19 protein-coding genes are annotated in these 22,593 nt (G+C 61.7%); 3 read left to right on the forward strand and 16 right to left on the reverse strand.

Annotated elements, in window-relative coordinates; all coding sequences use genetic code 11:
* Nucleotides 1-210: 210 nt before the first annotated feature.
* The 3 genes from NW826_RS03690 to NW826_RS03700 all read right to left on the reverse strand — a co-directional run bounded on the left by NW826_RS03690 (nt 211) and on the right by NW826_RS03700 (nt 4,165).
* The gene (locus NW826_RS03690) at nt 211-1,500 is read right to left on the reverse strand and encodes a M16 family metallopeptidase (protein WP_414509467.1); all 1,290 of its coding nucleotides are present in this window, start codon (nt 1,498-1,500) and stop codon (nt 211-213) included.
* A 61-nt stretch (nt 1,501-1,561) separates the two neighbouring features.
* Nucleotides 1,562-2,866, reverse strand: a complete 1,305-nt coding sequence (locus NW826_RS03695) for a M16 family metallopeptidase (protein WP_414509468.1) — start codon at nt 2,864-2,866, stop codon at nt 1,562-1,564.
* Between the two features lie 84 nt (nt 2,867-2,950).
* Nucleotides 2,951-4,165, reverse strand: coding sequence for a site-2 protease family protein (locus tag NW826_RS03700; protein WP_414335773.1), 1,215 nt, complete (start codon nt 4,163-4,165; stop codon nt 2,951-2,953).
* A 324-nt stretch (nt 4,166-4,489) separates the two neighbouring features.
* Between NW826_RS03700 and nrdJ the strand changes: the two genes are divergently transcribed.
* Both nrdJ and pheS read left to right on the forward strand, forming a co-directional pair.
* Nucleotides 4,490-8,077: a ribonucleoside-triphosphate reductase, adenosylcobalamin-dependent gene (gene nrdJ / locus NW826_RS03705; RefSeq protein ID WP_414509469.1), complete on the forward strand. Its 3,588-nt coding sequence runs from the start codon at nt 4,490-4,492 to the stop codon at nt 8,075-8,077.
* A 412-nt stretch (nt 8,078-8,489) separates the two neighbouring features.
* Entirely contained in the window at nt 8,490-9,491 is a 1,002-nt protein-coding gene (gene pheS, locus NW826_RS03710; protein WP_414509470.1) for a phenylalanine--tRNA ligase subunit alpha, read from the forward strand.
* Between the two features lie 212 nt (nt 9,492-9,703).
* On the opposite strand, the gene NW826_RS03715 is transcribed toward pheS, so the two are convergent.
* The 13 genes from NW826_RS03715 to NW826_RS03775 form a co-directional block, all read right to left on the reverse strand.
* The gene (locus tag NW826_RS03715) at nt 9,704-10,000 is read right to left on the reverse strand and encodes a PipX family protein (protein WP_414335729.1); all 297 of its coding nucleotides are present in this window, start codon (nt 9,998-10,000) and stop codon (nt 9,704-9,706) included.
* A gap of 197 nt (nt 10,001-10,197) precedes the next feature.
* A complete protein-coding gene (locus NW826_RS03720; protein ID WP_414509471.1) occupies nt 10,198-10,773 on the reverse strand; it encodes a TIGR04376 family protein in 576 nt (191 codons plus the stop codon).
* An 82-nt stretch (nt 10,774-10,855) separates the two neighbouring features.
* Complete coding sequence (locus NW826_RS03725; RefSeq protein ID WP_414509472.1) at nt 10,856-11,611, reverse strand: ABC transporter ATP-binding protein; 756 nt, start codon at nt 11,609-11,611, stop codon at nt 10,856-10,858.
* 65 nt (nt 11,612-11,676) lie between these two features.
* Nucleotides 11,677-13,452 carry an MBL fold metallo-hydrolase gene (locus NW826_RS03730; protein WP_414509473.1) on the reverse strand — a complete coding sequence of 592 codons (1,776 nt, stop codon included), beginning with the start codon at nt 13,450-13,452 and terminating at the stop codon, nt 11,677-11,679.
* Between the two features lie 227 nt (nt 13,453-13,679).
* Nucleotides 13,680-15,161, reverse strand: a complete 1,482-nt coding sequence (locus tag NW826_RS03735; RefSeq protein WP_414509474.1) for a cellulose synthase — start codon at nt 15,159-15,161, stop codon at nt 13,680-13,682.
* A 107-nt stretch (nt 15,162-15,268) separates the two neighbouring features.
* Nucleotides 15,269-15,538: a 50S ribosomal protein L27 gene (gene rpmA, locus NW826_RS03740; protein ID WP_414335737.1), complete on the reverse strand. Its 270-nt coding sequence runs from the start codon at nt 15,536-15,538 to the stop codon at nt 15,269-15,271.
* 59 nt (nt 15,539-15,597) lie between these two features.
* On the reverse strand, nt 15,598-16,005 hold the full coding sequence (rplU, locus tag NW826_RS03745) for a 50S ribosomal protein L21 (RefSeq protein ID WP_414335739.1): 408 nt from the start codon (nt 16,003-16,005) through the stop codon (nt 15,598-15,600).
* A gap of 192 nt (nt 16,006-16,197) precedes the next feature.
* A complete protein-coding gene (locus NW826_RS03750; protein WP_414509475.1) occupies nt 16,198-16,947 on the reverse strand; it encodes a photosystem reaction center subunit H in 750 nt (249 codons plus the stop codon).
* A 71-nt stretch (nt 16,948-17,018) separates the two neighbouring features.
* Nucleotides 17,019-17,300: a chaperone modulator CbpM gene (locus NW826_RS03755; protein WP_414336116.1), complete on the reverse strand. Its 282-nt coding sequence runs from the start codon at nt 17,298-17,300 to the stop codon at nt 17,019-17,021.
* Entirely contained in the window at nt 17,297-18,229 is a 933-nt protein-coding gene (locus NW826_RS03760; RefSeq protein ID WP_414336118.1) for a DnaJ C-terminal domain-containing protein, read from the reverse strand. The genes NW826_RS03755 and NW826_RS03760 overlap by 4 nt, the downstream gene beginning before the upstream one ends.
* Nucleotides 18,230-18,356: 127 nt before the next feature.
* Nucleotides 18,357-19,118, reverse strand: coding sequence for a ChaB family protein (locus NW826_RS03765; RefSeq protein ID WP_414336120.1), 762 nt, complete (start codon nt 19,116-19,118; stop codon nt 18,357-18,359).
* A gap of 303 nt (nt 19,119-19,421) precedes the next feature.
* On the reverse strand, nt 19,422-20,276 hold the full coding sequence (locus tag NW826_RS03770; protein ID WP_414509476.1) for a M28 family peptidase: 855 nt from the start codon (nt 20,274-20,276) through the stop codon (nt 19,422-19,424).
* Nucleotides 20,276-21,055, reverse strand: a complete 780-nt coding sequence (locus tag NW826_RS03775) for an HAD family hydrolase (protein ID WP_414333766.1) — start codon at nt 21,053-21,055, stop codon at nt 20,276-20,278. The genes NW826_RS03770 and NW826_RS03775 overlap by 1 nt, the downstream gene beginning before the upstream one ends.
* 144 nt (nt 21,056-21,199) lie before the next feature.
* Between NW826_RS03775 and lpdA the strand changes: the two genes are divergently transcribed.
* Entirely contained in the window at nt 21,200-22,582 is a 1,383-nt protein-coding gene (lpdA, locus tag NW826_RS03780; RefSeq protein WP_414509477.1) for a dihydrolipoyl dehydrogenase, read from the forward strand.
* Nucleotides 22,583-22,593 lie beyond the last annotated feature (11 nt).

Genomic DNA, 22,593 nt, shown 5'->3' on the forward strand with positions numbered 1-22,593 from the left:
CTACAACGTTGCTACTAATTGGACTCCGTCCCGCTGCCGCGAACAGCAACCGGGGTTGGGAACCCGCCTCGTGAGTCTTGGATGCTTCAGCTCTACTTCACAGACCCGGTACACGGGATCAATGAAGCAACTGGGGCAGAGGAAGAGACAAAAATCTCGCCGTAAAGCGGATGGGGAAACCCCACCCGCCTGCGCGGTGGGGTAGTTCATTCAAAACACCAGCTCAACTTCTGCTAAGGCAGCTTCCGGCCCCACCAGGGCAATGGCCGGGTTGGTCAGATAGGTTTTCGCAGCTTGATGGAGCTGCTCTGGGGTGAGCTGCCTGACCTCTTGCAAGTACTGCTGGTCGAACTCCATGCCCAAGCCCAAAATCTCGTACCAGCCGGCCAGTTGCGCCACTTGGGCATTGGTTTGTTTGCTGAGGGCGTATTGGCCCAATAGCTTGCGCTGGGCCATTTCTATCTCTTCTGGGGGGAGCGGATTGGCCTGCAGACGGTGGATTTCTGCCTGCAGGCGCTCCAGGGCTACCTGGGTGTTCTCCGCCGCAGTGCCCATATAAACCCCAAAAGGAGCGGGATCCCGACGGGTGGCAAAAAAAGCCGAGACCTCATAGGCCAGGCCGCAGCGCTCCCGCAGCTCCACAAACAGGCGGCTGGACAGACCGCTGCCCAGGTAGGTGGCCAGCAATTTCAGGGCTGGATAATCCGCAGAAGCCGCAGGGGATCCGCGAAAGCCGATCAAGAGGGTCGTCTGCTGGGTGGGCTGGGGCAGCTTCAGCAGTTGCGGCTCCCTCAGAGGGGGTAGGGGAAGATCCAGGTCTTTTGGAGAGGGGCCGGGAACAACCCAGTCTCCCAAAGCAGCTTCCACTTGGGCAGCCATCTGCTCCGGCGGCTCTGGGCCGATCACCACTATCACCATTCCATCGGGACGACAGTGGGCCGCATGATAGGCTACCAAATCCTCGCGGGTCAGGGATCCCACCGTCTCCAGCCGTCCCAGCCCCGGTAGGGCGTAGGGGTGATCCCCGTAGAGGGCTTGCCGCACCCGATCAAAAGCCAAGCTGAAGGGCCGTTCCTGTTGGGCGCGAATGGCCTGCAGCATCAAATCCCGCTCCCGCGCCACCTCCGCCTCGGGAAAGCTGGGATCCCGCAGGAGCTCCGCCAGCAACCCCAGCAGCTCAGGAAAATCCGCAGCCACACAGCGCAGGCTGACCTCGAAACAGTCGGCAGAGCTGTCCACCCCCAGCGAGGCTCCCAGCGATTCCACCCAAGCGGCAATGGCCTGAGAGTTGTGCCGATGTGTCCCTTTGGTGAGGACAGCCGCCGTCAAGTGGCTCACCCCCGCCTGCTGCGGTCGCTCTGACCGGCTGCCGCCGCGGAAAAAGCAGTGGGCCGCCAAGATCTCCACCGTTGGGTTCTGGCCCAGCAACAGCGTGAGGCCATTGGCCAAAAGGACGCGCTGTAGACGGCCACGTTGGGTGGCAAACAGGGTAGCGTTCATGCAGGCAAGGGATCCCCGTCCAAAATCCGAAAATCAAGGGTCTGGGGCGTCGAGGTAGCGCTCAACGACAAGCCAGTTGCAGCTCCGAGACTGCCGCCGGATCCAGAGCAGTTGGCTTGAGAAGGGTGACCACATGAGCTTCCGGAGACAAGTATTGCTGGGCCAGTTCCCGGAGCTGAGCCGGGGTAAAAGATTGCAACAACTCCAGGTACTCTTGAATGCGTTGCACCCCACTCAGCGTCTCGTAGTAGCCATAGATACTCGCCAGTTGACTGGGAGACTCGGCGGAGAACAAGAACTCATGGGTGAGCATGCGTCGGGTGCGATCCAACTCCGCTTGGCCGATGCCATCCTGCTGTAACTTTTCAATCTCGTGCAGGATGGTCGCCTCCACCCGCGCCACATCCTCCGGCTCCAGTTGGGCACTGATACAAAAAAGCCCTCCCTCCTTCAGCACCAGCGAAGAACAGCCAATGGCCCTCACCCAGCCCCGCTGTTCCCGCAGCAGATGAACCAGCCGCGAAGTACGGCCATCTCCCAGCACAGAAGCCAACATCTCCAAGCCACAGGCCTCTTGCCAATCGTCAATGCCGACGGTGGGCCAGGCCAATTTCAGGCGGGCTTGCTCCAAGCGGACATGGGTGCTCTCCCGGCGCAGGATCCCTTGGGGACGAGGCTGCGGCGGAATGGGGGGGCTGACCGCTGCCGGCCCGGCGGCAGAGCCACCAAACTGCTCCTCCACCAAAGCCAGCGCCTTTTCAGGTTCGAGGCCACCCGTCACCACCACCGTCATGGATTCAGGCCGATACCAGCCGCGGTGGTAGGCGCGCAGCAGCTCAGGGGTCAGTTGCATCAGGCTTTCTGGCGTGCCCAACACCGGTCGTCCATAAGGGTGCTCCCCGTAGGCGGTCTCCATCAGAAGCTGATAGGCGGTGTAGTCGGGGTTGTCGGCGGCGCGGCGAATTTCCTCCAGGACCACCTGCCGCTCCCGCTCAAACTCCTGCTCCGGGATCCCGGCCCGCAAAACCACCTCTGCCAGGTAAGGCAAGGTATCGGCCAGGTCGGCAGCGGCCACCGTAATGTAGTAGTGGGTGTAGTCTTGGCTGGTGGCCGCATTGGTAACTCCCCCCCGTCCTTCAACGGCCCAGTCCAACTCACCGGGGGCCAAACGCTCGCTGCCCTTAAACACCATGTGTTCCAGAAAATGGGAGATGCCCAGGCACTCCGGCAGCTCATGGCGTGCACCTGCCCGTACCCAGACATCAACAGTAACAGAATCGGCAATCGGGATGGGATGAAGGATGACGCCTAGCCCATTGCTCAGTCGGTGGGTGTAGGCGGGCAAAAGACGAGGAGCGCGATTCAAAATTCTTAACTAATAGAGAACACTCTTAATTATAGAGGGAAAAGGTCGCCGCGAAATAGCATTTGAGACTACTTTTCTTGGCATTTAAGGCTCGTTGTGCAGATCTGGGGATCCCTGCCAAGAGAGACTGGGGGATCCCTCGCCGGCCAGATTGTCCTCCACCTGAAATCCAGGGGGCCACTCTTGGCTGTCTCGCACCCGTTGCACCACCTCTTGGGGCAGCAGAACCCCCAACTGCCGGGCAGCCATGGCCACCACATCGCCCCGATCGATCAAGCCGGCAATGGCACCGCTGGGCGTGAAGACCAAAATGCGGCGCGGTTCTGCCTGGCGCATCATCTGAATCACCTGGGGGATGGGGGTCTCCTCTCGTACCCCCTGCAGTTGCTCCATCGGCTTGAGAATGGCCTTGAGGGTGAGGCGATCCCACTGGCTGCGCTCGATGTCGTTGAGCAGTTCTGGCCTGACCAACCCGCGGTAGCGGCCGTCTTCCTCGGCGAAATAAATCTCTGCTGGCTGAGCTGGGGCTTCCGGCTTGAGGGAAGAGGGCACCAGGTAGCGATCCACAAACTCCCGCAGGCTCATGTTGGCATCCAACACCCGAAACTGGCGGGTCATCACATCGGCAGCCTTCAGGCGGGCCAACACCTGCTGGAGCTGGGCATACTGGCTGTAGCGGCGGGCGGTGTTCAAAATAAACAGTCCGATCAGTCCCAGCCAGAGGCCATTCAGGCTGCCAGCAAAGACCGCCAACAACCCTAGCCCCAACAGGCCAAAGCCGACAAATTGTCCGGCCCGAGCCGCCCAGATCATGCCCTGTTGGCGATCCCCTGTCCAACCCCAGATGGCCGCCTTGAGCATTTGCCCTCCATCCAGAGGCAGTCCCGGCAGCAGATTAAACAGGGCAATCGTCAAGTTGATGGCAGCCAAGTTGGTGAGGGTTGAGGCCAGCATCGACTCCGGCACAGCCCAAGCCCGGGCCAGGCTGAAGATGAGGAACAGGCCCAGGCTGAGGAGGGGACCTGCCACCGCCACGCAAAAAGCGCCGAGGGGACGGGGGACTTCCCGCTCAATCGCTGCCATGCCCCCAAAAATAAACAGGGTAATGGAGTTAACCCTTACTCCGTAGGCGCGGGCCACCAGGCTGTGGGCCAGCTCATGGGCCAGCAAGGAGAGAAACAGCCCCAGCGCCGTCACCACGCCGTAGGAGAGCACCAGCAACAGAGCCGCCGGAAACCAGGTGTAGTCGATGAAAAAGGGGATCCCCCACAAGCTACCGATGCGCAGGCGACTGGTCATGGCCTTCAACTCCCTACACAGCTTTTGCCCAGGAGGGCGCAGTTTTAAGACGGCAGGCAACCCTTCTGTCTGGGGATCCCTTCCTTTCCACTCTAGCCCTTTCCAGGGCTTGGTAACGGATCCTCCCACCTTGGGGGAGCTGGGGAAGACAGCCAGAGCACACGACACCCCCTGCCCCTTGACGATTGTGATAGCCTAGTTGGGCATTTGGATGGCCGGCGGGTCGGGCAACTCCTCTGGGACGGCCCTGGCCGGCAAGGAAAATCAAAACAAAAAGCCAGTTTCGTCGGGCTCCACGGGCAGCTTTGCAGGAGGGGTGTGGCTATGGTGTCGATTTCGTCCCGCTCAAGCGAACAGAGCAAAGCGGTGCCCTTGCTACAAGGGCAAGCGCTAGATTCTGGGGGCGAGTTCCCAGCAACAGCTCCGACGGCCGCTCCAGTGTTCTACCGCACCTACAGTCGGCGGCGCCCGGATGGCAGCCGCGAGACCTGGAGCGACGTCTGCAATCGCACCCTGGCTGACATTGCCCGCCTAGGACGCTTCACTCCCCAGGAGCGGGAGCTGGTGGAACGTCTGCAGCGGCAGTTGAAGGCGTTGATCTCGGGCCGGGCCCTGTGGGTGATGGGCACCGACTGGATCCAGAAGCCGGAAAACTACTCTGGCGCCTACAACTGCACCAGCACCACCGTGGTGGACTGGCGCTCTTTTGGCCTGATGATGGATCTGGCCATGATGGGCTGCGGCACGGGGGCGGTGCTGGAGCCCCAGTTCATCAACCGCTTGCCCCCCATCCTCAACCGCCTGCAGGTACAGGTGGTGGGATCCCTCGGCGCCACGCCCCGAGAGCAGCGGCAGGAGCACACCCGCATCCAGCGGCAGGGATCCCGAGTGCACATCCAGGTGGGGGATAGCCGGCGGGGCTGGGTGGAGTCCTACCAGGCGCTGCTGGAGCTGGCGGCGGATCCCAGCTTGGGCGGCGAGGTCCAGGTGACGGTGGACTTGAGCGATGTCCGCCCTGCCGGCGAGCGGCTACAGGGGTTTGGGGGGGTGGCCAACCCCATCAAGCTGCCCGGCCTCTACGAGCGCTGTGCCGCCATCCTCAACAAAGCGGTGGGCAGACAACTGAACTCGGTGGAGTGCTGCCTGCTCATCGACGAGGCGGCGGTGACGATTGTGGCGGGGAACATTCGGCGGTGCTTACCTGAAAACGCCTTGGTGCACACCTCACAAGGTCTGGTGCCCATCAAGGATGTGCAGGTAGGCGATTGGGTTCAGACCCCCCTTGGGTTTCGTCGGGTGGTCAACAAGTTTGACCAAGGGATCCAAGAAGTTTACGAAATAGAGACCAATGCCCTTCCTTTCTTTTCAACTTTGAACCACCGCCATGCGGTTTTGGCAGACGCTCGGGGGAACATCGCATGGAAAAGTACCCACGAGTTAGTCGAGGGGGATCGTCTGCTGCACAACACCCAAGTTCTCCCCGGCACCATTACCCACCTCCCTGAGGACTTTACGGCACCTCGTCCAAGACAAAGCCCCACCGCAAAGCCCCTGCACATCCCGCCCCTGACACCAGAGGTGGCCTGGCTCATTGGGTTTACCCAGGGGGATGGGTATGTTGCGCTGGGGCGCGATCTCCACGGCAAGCCCTACGGTCACCTGGAGTGGAGTGCCAATACCCTGGATCCCGAGCTGCTTTCCCGTCTCCAAGCAAAGCTGGAGCAGGCGCTAGCCGCCTTCGGGCTGACAGCTACCTGCAGCTATGGGCCAGGGGAGAACAGGGCAAAGTTTGTGTGTTCCTGCATCCCGCTGGCGGAGTATTTCGAGCGGCACATCAAGAAACCAAAGCAACCCCTGCAAGTTCCCGACTTTATCCTGCGCGGCACCGTTGAGGTACGGTCAGCTTACCTGGCAGGCCTTATCGACAGCGATGGGTCAACCCGTAGTCATCCCCCCCAATTGCTGACAACTGTCCACCGCTCCTTTGCCCTGCAAGTGGCGGCTGTTCTCTCCAGTCTGGGTATTGCAGGCCGACTCAAAATCCTCCCCCCCCAGCAGGAGAACTGGCAGGTTCAATACAGCCTTACCCTACCGGCGTTCAAGGATCGGTACAACGCCTTGGTGGCTCCCTACTCAGCTAAAGGGAAGTTGCCCCAAGGGCTGGAGATGCATGGCTTTACGATTCCGGGTTCCCTGCTGCAGGAAGTATACAGCTACACTGAGATGCGCGGCATGGGCTTCCAAGGAGCTCGGTCGGTCGAAGCCAACTATGAACGATACTTGGCTGAGTCGGGGTTGGATTTGGATATCCCCGTTACAGTTAAGGGCCTAGGCAGCCATGACTGGGTACGAACTTACGACATTGAAGTCGAAGAGGCCCATTGCTTTTACTGCAATGGCTATCTCACCCACAACAGCGCGGGCATGCGCCAATTTGCTGCCGACGACGAGCTGGGATCCAGCGCCAAGGACAACCTCTGGCAGCAGGACGAGCAGGGCAACTGGAGAATTGACCCGGAGCGGGATGCCCTGCGCATGGCCAACCACACGCGTGTGTTCCACCGCAAGCCAACGCGAGAAGAGTGCATTGCGGCGGTGCGCAAGCAGTTTTACTCCGGCGAGGGAGCCATCCAGTGGGCGGGGGAAGCTGTGGCGCGGGCCAATGCCGACCTGCTCGCCACTCCAGAATTGAAACAGACCTTCCTCAACATCTATGCTTCCCAAGACCCAGAGGAAGCTCGACGCTGGCTAAAACACCACTGGCCAACCCTGCCCGAGGCTGAACTGGAGCACCGGCTGCGGCGGTATGGGTTAAACCCTTGCGGCGAGATCATTGGATGCGACTTCCACTGCAACCTGGCTGAGATCCACCTCAACCGGCTGGATCCCCACAACCGCCAGGAACAAGAGGAGGCCTTCACAGCCGGGGCCCTGACGGTGGCGGCGCTATTGCACCATCGCTTTGTCGAGCCCCGCTTCCAGCGCTCGCGGGAGTGGGATCCCATCGTCGGCGTCTCGTTTACCGGTCTGTTTGACTTTTGCGTCAAAGCCTTTGGGGTAGACTGGCTGCGCTGGTGGCAAGAAGGGAGGCCGGACACGCCCCTGGGGCGGGAGTTCAAGCAGCAGGAGCAGGAATACCTCAGCTTTTGGAAGGAAGTTGTCCACCGCGTGGTCTGGGACTACTGCGACCGCCACGGGTTGCGCCGTCCCAACCGCTGCACCACCGTGCAGCCCGCCGGCACCAAATCCCTGCTCACCAACGCCTCGCCCGGCTGGCACCCGCCCAAGGCCCAGCGCTACATCCGCCGCATCACCTTTGCCAAAAACGACCCCGTGGCCCTCGCCTGTCTGGACTATGGCTACTCGGTAGTGCCTGCCCAGGCGGACAAGGACGAAAACGGCAACCTGCTCAACGATCCCTTTGATCCCCGCTGTACCGAGTGGCTGGTGGAGCTGCCGGTGGAGGTGGAGTGGGCCAATTTGCCCGGCGCCGAGGAGATTGAGATTGAGCGCTTCTCTGCCCTGGCACAGTTTGACTTCTACATGCAGGTGCAAAAGTACTACACTACCCACAACACCTCAGCCACCATCGAGCTGCGGGAGGACGAGATCGAGGCGCTGGGATCCCGCATTTACGAGGCCATCCGCGACGACGAGGGCTACATCAGCGCAGCGCTGTTGGCCCGCTTCGACGCCCCCTTCCCCCGCCTGCCCTTCGAGAAAATCGACAAGGCCACCTACGAGCGGCTGGTGGCCGAGGTCAACACGAGACGAAGGACAGACGACTTCTTCGCGGCCCTGGCCCGCCATGACCACCACCTCGCCCTGGCAGCAGAGGGGCCGGCAGGGTGTGATGCTTTGGGGTGTCTGTTGCCAGATACGGACTCCGCCCCGCTATCGCCAACCAATTAAGGAGTAGGTAGCCCTTTGCAACACGGTGGAGTAGCTTGGTAGCCCCTTACTAAGCGCTCCGCGCCGCTGACGCGAGTAGTGCGAGGCGGAAAAGCCCGTTCGCGTTAGCGGGACGTAGTCCTTGAGCGACTTGAGTCGCTTGCCAATGCTATAGTCGTTGCTAAGCAAGCACCTACCCCGGTGAAAAACCCGGACAGTGCTGTAAGTCAACAAGTAAGCGGAACCTCAAGGCTTTGCCTTTAGGAACCGTCTAGGGGCGTCTTGACAGCGCCTTTGCGAGTCCATCTATGGACTGCGTAAGAATCCCTCGACTTTAGTTGGGGGAGTGTCAAGACCGGGCTTCCTCCTGTGATACTTTTGTAGGGACTTATTCAGCCCTTCGGGGATCCCTTCTGCCCTTGGAATTGGCCCCATGCAAGACGCAAAAGACACGCTCCGCCAGCAGCTTCTCACCCTGCAAAGCGAGGCTCTTGCCCAAGTGGAACAAGCCGCCGATCTGGAGGCTCTGGAGCAGCTCCGCATCGACTACCTGGGCAAAAAGGGCAAGCTCTCCAAGATCTTGGGAGGAATGGGGAAGCTGCCCCCAGAAGAACGGCCTGCGATTGGCGCTTTGGCCAACACCTTCAAAGAGGCTCTCCAATCCAGCCTGGAGCAGCGCAAGCAGGCCCTTGGCGAAGCTCAACTGCTGCAGCGCCTAGAAGCAGAGCGGCTGGATGTCACCATGCCGGGGCCGCGTCGGCCTCTGGGGCGGATCCACCCTTTGCAGGCCACCATCGACCGCATGCTGGATATTTTTGTGGGGATGGGCTACACGGTGGTGCACGGCCCGGAGATCGAGACGGAGTACTACAACTTCGAGGCCCTCAACACCCCTGCCGACCACCCGGCGCGGGACATGCAGGATACCCTCTACCTAGAAAAGGGCTATCTGATGCGCACCCAAACCTCTTCGGTGCAGGTGCGCTACATGGAGCAGCACCAGCCGCCGCTGCGCATTGTCCATGCCGGGCGAGTGATGCGCCGCGATACCGTCGATGCCACCCACTCTGCCGTATTTCACCAGATGGAAATTTTGGCGGTGGGCGAGAACCTCACCTTTTGCGACCTGAAGGGTACCCTCAAGGAGTTCGTCACTCGCCTGTTGGGCCAGCGAGAAACCCGCTTTCGCCCCAGCTATTTTCCCTTCACCGAGCCTTCCGCCGAGATGGACGTGCGCTTTGGCTCCAAGTGGCTGGAGATTTTCGGCTGTGGCATGGTGGATCCCAATGTGTTTCAGGCGGTGGGCTATGACCCGGAGCGCTACACCGGGTTTGCGGCAGGGATCGGCATCGAGCGAATGGCCATGCTCCTACACGGCATTCAAGATATCCGGCTGTTCTACAGCAGCGACCTGCGCTTTCTGTCCCAGTTTTAGGTTTTATCGTCATTTCAAGGCTTCGTTTGCGCCAGCGACGCGGGGCGCTATTCTCGACTCCCCTCTCCCTCAGGGAGAGGGGCTGGGGGTGAGGGGAGTGGCGAGGGACGCGTGGGAAGTGTCTTAATCTAGTTTGAAGTGGCCATAAGCGGCTGTCTGGGGGGACGTAACCCTTGCCCTAAGGTCATGCCAGACTCTCAGAAGGAGCCCCGCTAGGAAAAGGTTTGCTTATAGATCAACTGCAGTTGTTCTAGCTCGTCTTGACGAGCGGCGCGGCGCAGCAGGCGCATCTGCTCTTCGATGAGTTGGCGAGCCTCGTTACGGCTAATCGGATCAAAGACCAGCTCCTCCACGGCAGCAGGATCCCCGTTGTTATCCGGCGGCTTGAAGTAAACCCGAAAAAAGAGCCTTTGAGCATAAAGGGTGGTGAAGATGGCCTGACTTTCGTCAACCCGACACAGGCTGTAGAGCAAACCAAATGTGGGGTGATTCAGATACAACTCATTCATGCCCAATAGCGTATCACTCTTGGTGGAGAAGAGGGGCTTTCCTTCTCGTTCGGTGGCGGAGCAAGTCTCCAAAACGATTTTGCTCCGGCTCTTAAGAGCGAGAGCTCAAATTATAGGTTCCACCCAGCTTGATTTTGGTTTGGCTGTTGCAACTGGATTCGAGGTTAACAAAGTTTTTCTGGGCACAGGTCGGGCTGCTATCGCCGCTTCTGTTCCCCCACCTTTTTCTTCATGTCATCCAATTCCTTATCTACCGCTAGCCGCATCTCCAGCCGACGAAATTCTTCCTCCAATTTATCCTCCTCAAACAGCTTTTCCCAGGGGCTAACCCGCTCGGCGGCAGTTTTGGCTTGTGCGGCTTTGACTTCTTGTAGCTTGGTTTGTACCTCTTGGCGGCGCTGGGCAATTTGCGGCAGTAGAGCTTCCAGTTGCCGGATTTTCTCCTCTAGGGACTTCCCTTGGTTGAACAACCGGCTCCCTTGCTGCAGCAGTTCGGCTTCGCGTCGGCGTGCCCCTTCGGCCAGATCGGGGCGGTTGGCCTGCTCAGCTTTTTCGATGCGAAAGTGCCAGGTCTTGATCTCCTCGCCCAGCTTGGCGAGAGCTTCGCTGAGGGCCTGCTTCTGAGCGCGGCTTTCCTGTAATAGGCGTCGAGTATCCTCTTCCTGCTGGCGCAACTGCTCGTCGAGGGCTTGCAACTCGATCTCGGGGTGAGCCCTGAGAAACTCCTCCAGACGGGTTTCCAAAAATCGGATGATATCTTCGATGAATTTCATGGGCCGATCCTGCCGAGCGCTCAGTTGCGTTTAGACTAGCGCAAGCCGGCTCGTTCCCGATAGGCCCCCGTTGGATCCCGGCCTAGGCCAGCAAATGCCCATCGGCAACTCGGATGATGCGCTGGGCGACCTGGGCCACTTTCAGGTCATGGGTAACCACGACAAGGGTAATGCCCTGGCGGTGGAGCTCGGCAAAAAGGTTGAGCACTTCCTGACCGGTGTGGCTGTCCAGGGCTCCTGTGGGCTCGTCAGCCAACAACAGTTGCGGTCGGTTGACGACGGCCCGGGCAATGGCCACCCGCTGCTGCTGGCCCCCGGAGAGCTGGGCTGGGCGCTGGTGCAGTTTGCTCCCCAAGCCCACTTGTTCTAAAGCTTGCTTGGCCCGCCGGCGCTGTTCTGGCTCCGGGATCCCGGCATAGGCCAAGGGGAGCATGACGTTTTCCAGTGCTGTCAGAACAGGCAGCAGATGAAACTGCTGGAAGACAAAGCCGATCTTTTGGTTGCGAATCCGGGCCAGCTCCCGATCCGTCAGGGTAGAGACTTCCACGCCGTCCAGCCAGTAGCGCCCTGAGCTGGGCCGATCCAAACAGCCCATGAGGTTCATCAGGGTGGACTTGCCGGAGCCCGAGGGCCCCATGATGGCGCAATACTCTCTCGGCCAGATCGTTAGGTTGATGTCGTAGAGGGCCTGAAAGCTGCCTTCCGGCAGCGAGTAGACCTTGTTCACCCCAGCCATCTGCACCACGGGCGGGCGGGGTGGGATCAAGGCGTCGGCTGATCGCTCCAGGGATCCGACTGGCCGCTGACGGCGAGCTGCCCAGGGTTGTTGCTCAGGCATGGTGGCTACCGCGACTTGTCCCATTCTAGCCTTTGGGCTGCTGTGGCTTCGGGGCTTGTTGGAAGCTAACCGGAAGAGCGGATTTCCAGCGGCTGATGGTAAGGACAGCTTCCTTGCGGATCCACCCGGAGGCGGTAGAGGGGAGAGCGCTCTTGGTCGCAGCGAAAGGCTTGGGCTTGTGAGGTCAAGATCTGGCGGGCAAAGCGGCAGTTCTGGCACTTTCTGCCACCGTTATGGGTGGAGGCAGAAGTCTGTTTTGGACGCGACATGATTCCTGCTGGGGCGGGGGCAGCCTCTGCCGGACGGATCAGCTCCCGTGGAGCAAGGCCGCGCAGCACCAGTTCGGATCCCTGCCAGCGGGCTTCCACCAGGCCGGTATCGGCCCAGGCGGCCCAGCGGGGATCCTGGGCGATCTGGGGCGGCAGACGCACCTGCACTCCGGCCAAGGCGCGGGGCGGGCCCTGTTCCTGCCAAATTTCTTCCACCTCCCCCTCGTAGCGCACCGCGGGATCCCTGACCTCGGCAGGAGCATCCGGGGGCTGGATCGGGGTTTGCAGGCGCCCGTCGGCCAGCTCTAGCCAATGGCCAGACTGGGGGCAGTGGACATGGTAGCGATTGCACAGCTCTGGCAGATCCGCCAGATCCTGCGCTTGCTGGGGGCTGGCGTGCACCAAAACCAGATGTTGGGGGCGAAAGGTGTGGATGATCTGGGTGAGATGCCCGACATCGTTGTGGCTGTGCCAGGTCATCCATTCCACCGCCAGGCGGGAGCGCAGCGGTGCCGGCCAACGCTCAAACGGGGTGGCCAGCTCCACTTCCGGCAGCCGGACCAGCAGGCAGGAGCGCTGCGGCTGGGCCAGCAACCTGGACCAGATGGGATCCCAGGCCTTGGGATCAGCATCGGCATCGCACAGCAGCAGGCCTTGGGGCAGAGGATCCGCCTCCGTGAGGGGCTGCACCTGTGGCTGTAGGCGGTCTTCCCAAAACAAGCGCTGGTAGGTGGCGAAGTTGCGCACCGGCTCCGGCAGGTAGAGGAGCAAGCGTTCGTAGAGCTCGCAGCCTGCCGCCAAACCCGGCGCCACCCACACCTTCAGTGCTTGGGGAGATTGGGTAAAGCGGTGGTGGGCCTTGAGGAGAAAGATCAGCTCCTGCCCCAGCCCCAACACCGGCAGCGGCAACAGCACCGTTTGCCCCGCTTCCAGGGCGCTGAGCAACCGCTCCACCAGGCGATTTTCCAGATGACGACGGGGCGGATGGCGGGTGGATCCCAGCGAGGCTTCGATGAGCAGCACGTCCGGCTGCCAGTGGCGCAAAGCGGCGAGATCCAGGCCGGGGGCAAAGCGAGTTGAGGCCAGGGAACAGTCGCCGGTGTACACGCAGGTTTGGGCTGGAGTGGTCTGGGTATTTTGCAGCAGGGTTGCCGCCGCCCCTGGCAGGTGCCCGGCCGCAAAGAAAGTGAGCATCAGGTGGGGCAAGATCTCCCGCGCCCGGCCAAAGGGCAGCGCCCGAAAAGGGGGAAAGCGAATATCCCGGTCGTAGCCTGGCCAAACACCGCGCTCCCACAACCCGCCGGCCAAATGAGCCGTCACCGGGGTGGCGTAGAGGGGCACCTGCGGGTAGCGACGATGAAAGGCGGGCAGCCCCTGCAGATGGTCAAAGTGAGCGTGGCTGCAGATCACCGCGTCCGGGATCCCTGGCAGGGCCTTGAAGAGGGAGGAAGCAGGCAAACCGCAATCGAGGAGCAAGCGGTGGGATCCCATCTCCAGCCAGTAGGCACAGCCTTGCTGCCGGGGATCTGTGCCCAGGGGAAACAGTCGAAGGGGGGGTCTTTCTGACTCCACAGGTGTGCCGTTCTTAAACCCAGAAAACTGCGTTCAATTCTGCAAACATCAGGGGCAACTTGGCCAGGGATCCCGCCTCTCCACCGGTACGCCTCCCCGGAGAGTTGGGGGCAACCTGTGCCGAGTCAATCGTTGTATGTTTCTCACAGCATAGCGTTTGCCCACCAGCCGCTGCGGCAGCCTGCAATTCCATCTCTGCAGCAGCCAATGGATGTTGGCTGGGCAGTTTAGGGGTTGGCGCTCTCTTCCGTCGCCGCACTGCTGCTGGACAGGGCAAAGCCGGCAAAATCGTGATCGTCGGGGCGCACTGTCAGGATCATCAGGTTGTAGAAGGCCCAAACCAAGCCAAAGATCAGCTCCGGCCAGCTCGGATCCCAGTTGCCGGCAAAGCGCAGGGATCCCACCCCCATCGCCAGCAAGGTCAGCACAATAGCCAGCGCCTGCGGGCCGAGGGAAAGCTGGGACGGCTGTTCAGGATAGGGGATCCCGCCTCGCAAGCTCTGCACCAGCGCCTGGATAGACTGGAAGAACTGGCTGCCCGTCTGCCGTTCTGACCGCCACGCGGCCCCCCACAGCGAGGGGGGGAAGGCCAGCAGCCAGGTGATCCGCCCCAGCAGGGCATAGGGCAAAAACCAGGCGAAAAAGACCCTGTCAAAGGCCGGCACCGGCATCCAGCCCGTGCAGAGAAAGAGGATGGGCACCGCCAAATAGGCCAGCTCCGCCACCCCGCCGGCGGCCCAGAGGGCCAGCCACAGGTACTGGAAGCGCTGCTGCTGCGTGGTGGCCTTGCCCCAGAAGGGGTTTTCCCGCAAGGCCGAAAAAATCGCCAGCAAAGCCACGCGACGGTTGCGCAAGGGCAACAAAACGCCGGTGACCTGGGCCTGGCAAGCCAGGTGGGACTGCCAGCCGCGGCAGTGCATCTGACACCCCAACTGCACAGGGCGGCGAATGTCAATTTGCGGGATCCCCTCCAAAGCCGCCCGCCGAATGAGACAGCCGGATCCCAGCAGCGGTGCCGCCTGGTAGCCTTGGGATCCCACCGCCAAAAGCTGCTGTAGGGGGTGGACGGCCTGGGGCCGGCCCAGGGTGCGCAGCATCGCCTGCACAAAGCCGGTGGCATTGGCGATGGGAGCCCGCTCTGGCGAGTCGTAAAACAGGGGCAACGTCTGCCACAAAAAATCCGGCTCGACAAAATGGCCCGGCTGCAACAGCAGCAGATATTCTCCCTGGATCTGGCCGGATCCCAGCATGTAAGCCAGGGGATCCAGGGTTGGCCTGGGGCAAGGCCAGTACTCGCAGGGGATGGCCCGCGCCACCTTGGCCATCTCCGCATCTTCCACCCGATCCACAACATGGACAAACAGCCGCTCCCAGGGGTAATCCAGGCGCAGGGCCGAGAGCACCGTCTGCCGGGTCGCTTCCACAGAATCCCGCTGGCGCATCACCAGCACATCCACCCGCGGCAGTTGAAAAAACGCCCGCCGCAGCACCTCCGGCGTCGGCACTCCCTTTCGCGGCACCTGGGAATAGCGGCTGAGGATAAAGCCCACCGCCGCCAGCCAAACGTACAGCTCCGCCCCCCAAAACACAAGGGATCCCAGACCGGTCAGCCCGGCTGTGATGCGCCAGTAGAGGTATGCCACCCCGGCAATGAGGTGGAGCAACCCCACGCCACGAAACAAGTACACCCGCACAGCCCCAGATCTCACAGGCGCTCCACACAGAATTGGGCATTGGGCCAAGCTGGGATCCCTCTGTTGGCTTGGGGGGGATGGGACAAATGGGCTGTCCTGGCCAGAACGGGGAAAAAGGCCACCTATTGGGCAGCCGCCTCAGCCGGGTAAACGCTCACCTTCTGCCGCCGTTTGCCGTAGCGCTCAAAGGTGACAATGCCGGTGGCTACCGCAAACAAAGTGTCATCGCCGCCGATGCGCACGTTCACCCCTGGGTGAAACTTGGTGCCCCGCTGTCTCACCAGGATGTAGCCGGGATGCACCAGCTCGCCGCCAAAGCACTTCACCCCCAGCCGCTTGGCATTGGAGTCGCGGCCGTTGCGGGTGCTGCCGGTTCCTTTCTTGTGAGCCATAATGCCTCCTGTGCAAGTGTGTCGTCGCCGAAGATAAGTTGGGATCCTAAGTTTAGGGTCTATTCCTCCGCCTCGGGGATCCCGGCTGCAGCAATTGCCATCTCAGAAGTGGATGGCGAGGCAGCCTGAGCGGCGGCCAGTGGCGCCCCGTTGAGTTCGATGGACTCGATCAGCACACGGGTGAGCGGCTGCCGATGGCCTCTTTTCTTGCGGGTCTTTTTCTTCGGCCGCATCTTGTAGACGATGATTTTGTTGCCGCGGCGGTGCTGCAGAACCCGCGCCCTGACCACGGCCTCGGCAATATAGGGACGGCCTAGGGTCACCTGTCCCTCATGGTTAATCAACAACACCTGGGACAGGGTCAAAGGGCTGTTCTCTTCTGTGCCGGGCAGGCGATCGATGTCGTAAAAGCGCCCCGGCTCTACCCAAAGCTGCTTGCCACTGGTTTCCACAATCGCGTAGGTCATGCCTTTTCCTTGCCGTACAGGTGCCCCTGCGGGTCTTGAAACCTGATCCGAGCATTGACAGCGACTTTTAATGCTAGCGGAAAAACCTGCCCTCTGTCAGCTGGGGCTATTCCCTCACCCCCGCCCCCTCTCCCAAAGGGAGTGCTCCCTCACCCCCGCCCCCTCTCCCAAAGGGAGAGGGGAGTTGGAGCATCACTCGGTTAGTTTCTCCCAGGCGGCCTGGAGGGCAGCTTGCATGCGCTGGGCGGCGCGGCTGAGGCGCTGCTGCCAGGTTGTCCATTTTTGCTGCAAAAACTCTGCCGCCTCATCCAGCAGGGAGAGGTCAAACTTGCCCCCTTTGGCCAGCTCGTCTCGCACCTGCTTGACCTTGACGCGCACCACCTCCGGCGGATCCTGGGGGCCGACCAGGGCTTTGAGGCGATCCCCCATGCGCTGGATGAGCTGCTTGACTTGGCGGGATTTTTCGCTCCAAAAGTTCTTTAGGCCCTCAGTCTCCGATTTGAGGCGCTGGGGAGCATCTTCCTTGACCACCACCGCGTCCACGTCGATCGCCTCTACATCCTCAGGTAAGAGGACGGCGCGCCCTCCCCAGGGCTCAGCAATGCTGCCCCCCAGGATGTAAGCAGCAATGGATCCGGTCTCCCAGTCGAAGAGAAAATCCTCAATCCAACCCACCGGCTGATCCCCAATGCGCACCGTGCGCCGGTAGAGGGAGCTGAGGGGCGTTGCCGGGGTGGCGAAAACGGCGGAGTAGGTCAGCAGCGCGTCCGGCCCGATGAGCGAGATCTGCTCCAGGGGAGTGTAGCCCTGCTGGCTGGTGAAGTAGCAGACCCGTCCCTGGGGATCGACCCAGATTTCTTCGACGGTGCCCAGGGCCGTGGCGGTGCTGCCATCCAGGGCCAGCAGGCCCACCACTTGGCTGCGTCGGATGATCTGTTCCATGAGGAGTTCTCCTTAATTAAAGTTGACAAGGAGCAGGGTTCAGTGGGGTTGTCGTAGGGGTTCCGGGATCCTCAAAACCCGCGGTAGTGGTGGAGCTGCGCCCTGAGGCGGGCAATTTCCTGGGCCATGTCCAAAACCATCGCCGCCCCAACCCAGTTGAGGCCCAAGTCGCGATGCAGACGGATCATCTGGAGCAGGCGCCTGAGCTGCTGGGGAGTGAGGTAGCTGCTTTCGGCTTCCACCAAACCGTGGGCCAGCAGCCACTCCAAGAGGTGGGGCGGGATCCCAGCTACTTCGCTGGCCTGCTCAAAGGTATAGAGGCGTTCTTCCAACCGCACAATGGCCAAGCTCATAGCCTCACCTCCTGCAAGTAGGCGCGGGGATCCCAGCTCCGATTTTGCCGCAGTTTCTCGTAAAGATCCCGCTCAGTGGGGGAGAGGGATTTGGGCGTGACAACCTTTAGCCGCACCAGCAGGTCGCCTCGCTGCCCTTGGGGATCCCGCCAGCCTTGGCCGCGCAGCCGCAGGGTTTGGCCGCTATCGACGCCGGCAGGGATCTTCAGTTGCACCCGACCGGTGGGGGTGGGCACTTCCGCCGTGCCGCCCAAAACCGCCTCATCGGGCGTGATGGGCAGCTCGCAGAGCAGGTTGTCGCCGTCAAAGCGGAAGAAGGGGTGGGGAGGCAGCTCCAGGGTGAGGTAGAGATCCCCCCTCGGCCCGCCGAAGGGGCTATATTGGCCTTTGCCCTTGACGCGGATGCGGCTGCCGGGTTTGGCGCCGGCAGGGATACGGATGGTGAGGGTTTCGCCATCCACGCTCAGCCGCTTTTGGGTGCCGTGGAAGGCTTCTGCCCAGGTGAGGCCTAGCGTGGCTTCTACGTCTTGCCCTGGTAGATCCACCGAGACAAACGGCCCAAACCCGGTGGTGAAACCCTGGAAGCCGCCGCGGCGGGATCCCATGCGGCCCAGCAGATCGTTGATGAAGTCCTCAAAGTTGGTGTACTGGGCAAATCCTTCCATGCCCGGCCCTGCCGCCGCACCGCTGCCCACCCGTTGCCAGTACTGGCCAAACTGGTCGTAGCGCCGCCGCTTGTCCGGATCCGAGAGCACCTCGTAGGCTTCGTTGATCTCCTTGAAGCGCTCCTCGGCTGCCTTGTTGCCGGGGTTAACGTCGGGGTGATACTGGCGAGCCAGCTTGCGATAGGCGCGCTTGATCTCCTCTAAAGAAGCATCTCGGCTGACGCCCAGGATCTGGTAGTAGTCCTTGAAATCGCTCGCAGCCATAAGCTCACCCCTACGAAATCAGGTTAAGGCTTTTCAGGATACTTCTCAGAATGTAAAGTGGATATTGAAGAGACGGAGCCACGGCGGGGCAGTTGGCTCTGCTCCTGCTGTTGAGAAGCTATCTGGGCTAGGGCTTGCGCCTGGAAAAGATCCCCTTGTCGTCCCTTGTGAAAACTTGTTTGACCTTTTCCCAAGCCTTGAGCAGCGCTTGGGCGACGGGGTTGCCCTCTGCCTTGGCCTGGTTATAGGCTTCCACAAAGGTTTGCTGGGCTTCTTCTGAGAGATCGGCGCGGATTTCTGGGGAGATGGTCTCCGGCGTCAGGTTGCCTTCTGGCTCACTGGGCAAGTTCAAGTCGGCAGTGGCCACCTCTTCGCCGCCGGCACTTTGCAACAGCAAGTAGATTTCGCCGGCTTTTTCCTCCGGCACCTGCACCACCAAGAGGAACTCACCTGCTTGCACCCGGGTTTGGTAGATGGCAGCTTTCTCCTGCGGCATGCCCAGGGCAATGAGGGCGGATCCCAGCCCCGCTCCCAGCGCCCCGTAGAGAGCGCCACCGGTTGCCCCCAGCAGCGCCGCTCCCAAAGGTCCAGCGGCCACCACCGCTCCCAAAAAGGGAATAAACAGCACCCCTACCCCTGTAAGTAGCCCCAACAGGGAGCCAAACAGGGATCCATAAATGGCGCCGCTGGTCAACCCGTCGAGAACCACATCCTTGCGCGTGATAAAGCCGCTGATTTTGGCTTCCGTTTGAAAATTGCGGCCAATGATGGAGATGCGATCGTTGGGGATGCCGCGGTTGAGCAGGCGCTGGATGCACTCCTGGACTTTGGCTTCTTCTTTAAAAACGGCAGAAACGCACTTTTTGGGGGCTTGGGCGAAGGCACTCATAAAAGCTCCTGGGAAAGTTTTGGCCGAGAAGGCTGAGGGCAGCTTTTGGCAAGCTTTTCCCCTCTTTGCCCATGCCGCCCATTATCTCCCTCGGTTGCCTCAGGGGAAGTCGAGGGATCGCGAAACTCCTGGAGCGATCTCCGTACTGAGGAGGCCTGCCCAAGCGCCCCGCGCCGCTGGCCTTCACTCCCAGCCCCTCTCCCTCAGGGACATCCCTCACCCCCAGCCCCTCTCCCTCAGGGACATCCCTCACCCCCGGCCCCTCTCCCTCAGGGAGAGGGGAGTTGGGAATCGAGGTCGCGGCTAGAGGGATCCAAGACCTTGCCTCAAGCCCTGGCAGACCCCCAGTAAAAAGTCAAGATCTAGGGTCTCAAGGGTGTCGCTGAGCTTGTGGTAGTGGGGGTTGCGCAAGAAGGCGGTGTCGGTCACCATAACCGCGGGGTAGCCTACATCCCAAAAGGGGGAGTGGTCGCTAAGGCGGGTAAGCGGCAGGATCAAACCCCGCTGGCCGGCCGGCAACCAGCAACACGGGATCCCCGCCTGCTGAAAACTGTGCTGTAGCCTCAGCAGATCCCCCAGGGCGGGCCAGTTGCCAATCAGGCCGATGTAATCCCCCCGGTCAGGGTAGAACTGCTCCAGGCCGGCGGGGTAGCGCTGGGATCCGGGCGTGGGATCGCGGTAGCCCAGCATCTCCAGAGAGAGCATCAGCCGCAGGGGTTGGCGCTGTTGTTTGAGAAAGCGGGCGTAGGCTTTGCTCCCCAGCAGGCCCCGCTCTTCTAGGTCAAAGGCCACTAGCCACAGGGAGGAAAGGGCGGGATGGATGGAAAAATGGCGGGCCAATTCTAGCAGCACCGCCACACCGCTGGCGTTGTCGTCGGCTCCAGGGGTGGCCGGGGCAGCGTCAAAATGAGCCCCGACCAGAATGGGCGATCGGCGGGGATGGGATCCCGGCAATTTCAAGATCCAGTTGCGGTGCTGGCAGCCCCGAGCCTCGAAGAAAAAAGATTCTACAAGCCCATAGCGGGAAAGCTCCTCTTGGATGTAGCGCTCCACCTGGCTGTGGCCCAGGGGCGACCAGTCGGGATCCCGCGGCTGGGCCACCTGTCGCAGATGGGCTTCTAGGCGCTGCTGCAGGTCTTCGCTCCCTGCCTCCGGCATTAGTTTTCTACCTCAGAGTGGATGGCTTGGGCATGAACCTGGCGGGCCAGCTCCAGGGTGAAGTAGCGGTGGGATCCCGCCCTTCCCGCCAGCACCTGAAACGGCAACTCAGGCTCCCCCAGGTGATCCAGCACCAAGGCTGCTCCGGAAAAGTCTTGCTCCCGGGTGTAATCGTTAACCGTCACCACGGCGGGGATGCCCGCCTGCTGGGCCGAGCGCAGCCCGTTCTCAGAGTCCTCAAAGGCCAGGCACTCCTGGGGGCGCAGCCCCATCTGTTCCAGCGTGTAGAAGTAGATGTCGGGGGCGGGCTTTTTGGCGGGGACAATATCGCCGGCAGCGATCACCTCAAACCAGCTCAGGCTCTCCGGCAGGGTGTGCTCCAGAAGGGCCGTCACGTTTTCGGGCGTGGTGGTGGTGGCGATGGCCAGGCGGATCCCGGCGGCTCTGGCCTCCTGCAAGAGGCGCTTGACTCCGGGGCGCAAGGGGATCCCTCCTTGGGCCAGCAGAGCTGTGTAGTGGCGGGTTTTGGCCTGGTGCAGCCGGGCTATTAGGGCCGTCAGGTCTTCCCCGGCAGGCAGCGGCGGCTGACAGGTCTCGACGAAGTGGCGAATGCGCTCTTTGCCGCCCGTAATAGCCAGGAGCTGGCCGTAGAGCTCCACCGACCAGTGCCAGTCCAAGCCTGCCTCGGCAAAGGCGGCGTTAAAGGCCACGCGGTGCCCATCCCGCTCCGTATCCGCCAGCGTGCCATCCACGTCGAAAATCAAAGCTTGCAGTTCCATGCGCACCCCCCGTTCCCACCCCGCCAGCCTCCTGTCAACTGGGCAGGCGACCCTATGCTACCTCATGGTTTGGATGCTCTCAGCCAGGTTCCTGGGAAGGCCAACAAGATGAGAAAATGAGGCACCGGTTATCCAAGTCTCGCCATGAGCTTCGATTTTGACTTGATCATCATTGGTGCCGGCGTCGGCGGCCACGGCGCAGCGCTGCATGCCGTCGAATCCGGCCTCAAAACCGCCATCGTCGAAGGTGCGGAAATGGGCGGCACCTGTATCAACCGCGGCTGCATCCCCTCCAAGGCTCTGCTGGCCGCCTCCGCCCGCCTGCGGCAACTGCAACACAGCTCCGAGCTGGGCATCCAAGTGGGATCCGTCCAGGCTAACCGGGAGGCCATTGCCAATCACGCCACCCAAGTGGTGGAGAAGATCCGCGCCGACATGACCCGCTCCCTGGAGAAACTGGGGGTAACACTCCTGCGGGGACGGGGCAGGCTGGCGGGATCCCAAATGGTTGAAGTCCAGGAAGAGAAGGGATCTCGAACCTACACGGCGCGGGACATTATCTTGGCCACGGGTTCCCGACCCTTTGTGCCGCCGGGGATCCAAGTAGATGGCCGCACGGTCTTTACCAGCGACGAGGCGGTGCGGTTGGAGTGGATCCCGGAGCGGCTGGCCATCATCGGCAGCGGCTACATTGGCCAGGAGTTTGCCGACGTCTACACGGCGCTGGGATCCCAGGTCATTCTCATCGAGGCCCTGGAGACCCTGATGCCGGCCTTTGACCCCGACATTGCCCGCCTGGCCCAGCGGGTGCTGATCAAACCCAGGCAAATCCAGACCTATGTGGGCGTGCTGGCCAAGCAGGTGATCCCTGGCCAGCCGGTGACGATCCACCTCTCTAATGGCGAGACACTGCAGGTGGATGGCTGCCTGGTGGCCGCCGGTCGGATCCCGGTCTCAGAAGGGCTGGGCCTGGCGGAGCTGGGGGTTATCACGGACAAGCGCGGCTTTGTACCCGTAGATAGCCGCATGGCCACCGAATTGCCCCACCTCTGGGCCATTGGCGATGTGACGGGCAAGCTGATGCTGGCCCACGCGGCAGCGGCCCAGGGGCGGGTGGCGGTGGAAAACATCTGTGGCCGCCCTGCTTACATGGATTACCTGAGCATCCCGGCGGCGGTGTTCACCCACCCGGAGATGGGCTTTGTGGGGCTAACCGAGCCGCAGGCCAAAGCCGAGGGCTACAGCGTGGGCACGGTGCGCACCTACTTTGGTGGCAACTCCAAGGCCATCGCCTCTGGCGAGACGGAGGGCATGGTCAAGCTGGTCTTCGATAAGGAGGCAGGGCTTTTGCTGGGATCCCACATTTTTGGGCCGCATGCTGCGGATCTCATCCACGAGGCGGCCCAGGCCATCGCCCGCCGCGCCACGGTGCAAGAGCTGGCCCGCCTGGTGCACGTTCACCCCACCCTGGCAGAGACGCTGGAGGAAGCCTACCGGCGAGCTGCCCACAGTTTGACCGCAGCCTAGCCGTGCCCTGC

This window comes from Synechococcus sp. OH20 (genome assembly GCF_047502685.1).
In the GTDB taxonomy this organism is placed as follows: domain Bacteria; phylum Cyanobacteriota; class Cyanobacteriia; order Thermostichales; family Thermostichaceae; genus Thermostichus.

Excerpts from the sequence above, each read along its gene's own strand:
- NW826_RS03720 (WP_414509471.1), bottom strand. The coding sequence starts at position 10,773 with ATGAAATTCATCGAAGATATCATCCGATTTTTGGAAACCCGTCTGGAG.
- NW826_RS03760 (WP_414336118.1), bottom strand. The coding sequence starts at position 18,229 with ATGGCTGCGAGCGATTTCAAGGACTACTACCAGATCCTGGGCGTCAGC.
- rpmA (WP_414335737.1), bottom strand. The coding sequence starts at position 15,538 with ATGGCTCACAAGAAAGGAACCGGCAGCACCCGCAACGGCCGCGACTCC.
- NW826_RS03700 (WP_414335773.1), bottom strand. The coding sequence starts at position 4,165 with ATGACCAGTCGCCTGCGCATCGGTAGCTTGTGGGGGATCCCCTTTTTC.
- NW826_RS03725 (WP_414509472.1), bottom strand. The coding sequence starts at position 11,611 with ATGCCTGAGCAACAACCCTGGGCAGCTCGCCGTCAGCGGCCAGTCGGA.
- pheS (WP_414509470.1), top strand. The coding sequence starts at position 8,490 with ATGCAAGACGCAAAAGACACGCTCCGCCAGCAGCTTCTCACCCTGCAA.
- lpdA (WP_414509477.1), top strand. The coding sequence starts at position 21,200 with ATGAGCTTCGATTTTGACTTGATCATCATTGGTGCCGGCGTCGGCGGC.
- NW826_RS03715 (WP_414335729.1), bottom strand. The coding sequence starts at position 10,000 with ATGAATGAGTTGTATCTGAATCACCCCACATTTGGTTTGCTCTACAGC.
- NW826_RS03765 (WP_414336120.1), bottom strand. The coding sequence starts at position 19,118 with ATGAGTGCCTTCGCCCAAGCCCCCAAAAAGTGCGTTTCTGCCGTTTTT.
- NW826_RS03690 (WP_414509467.1), bottom strand. The coding sequence starts at position 1,500 with ATGAACGCTACCCTGTTTGCCACCCAACGTGGCCGTCTACAGCGCGTC.
- nrdJ (WP_414509469.1), top strand. The coding sequence starts at position 4,490 with ATGGTGTCGATTTCGTCCCGCTCAAGCGAACAGAGCAAAGCGGTGCCC.
- rplU (WP_414335739.1), bottom strand. The coding sequence starts at position 16,005 with ATGACCTACGCGATTGTGGAAACCAGTGGCAAGCAGCTTTGGGTAGAG.
- NW826_RS03755 (WP_414336116.1), bottom strand. The coding sequence starts at position 17,300 with ATGAGCTTGGCCATTGTGCGGTTGGAAGAACGCCTCTATACCTTTGAG.
- NW826_RS03750 (WP_414509475.1), bottom strand. The coding sequence starts at position 16,947 with ATGGAACAGATCATCCGACGCAGCCAAGTGGTGGGCCTGCTGGCCCTG.
- NW826_RS03775 (WP_414333766.1), bottom strand. The coding sequence starts at position 21,055 with ATGGAACTGCAAGCTTTGATTTTCGACGTGGATGGCACGCTGGCGGAT.
- NW826_RS03770 (WP_414509476.1), bottom strand. The coding sequence starts at position 20,276 with ATGCCGGAGGCAGGGAGCGAAGACCTGCAGCAGCGCCTAGAAGCCCAT.